At 28.6% G+C, this 290-nt stretch carries 1 protein-coding gene; it reads right to left on the reverse strand.

What is annotated here, in order from left to right:
• On the reverse strand, positions 1-290 hold a 290-nt coding region (locus KB213_RS13425), incomplete at both ends, for a hypothetical protein (protein WP_211683453.1).

Below are 290 nucleotides of genomic sequence, written 5' to 3' on the forward strand. Positions count from 1 at the left end.
TGTTTTTTTTTTTTTTGGGTGGTGGTTTGGGTTTGTTTTTTTTCTTTTTTTTTTTTTTCCTTTTTTTCTAATTTTTGTTTTTTGTTTTTCTTTTTTGTTTGTTTGGTTTTTTTTTTTCTATATTTTATTAGTTTGGTTGTGGGGGTTTGGTGTGTTGTTGTTGGGTGTGTTGGGGTTTTTTTGTTTGGTGTTTTGGGTGTTTGTGTTTGTTTGGTTGGTGTTTTTTTGTTTTGTTTTTGGGGGGGTGTTGGTTGGGTTTTTTTTTTTTTTTTTTTTTTTTTTTTTCCACC

The sequence above is a fragment of the Neokomagataea anthophila genome (genome assembly GCF_018122595.1).
Lineage (GTDB): Bacteria > Pseudomonadota > Alphaproteobacteria > Acetobacterales > Acetobacteraceae > Gluconobacter > Gluconobacter anthophilus.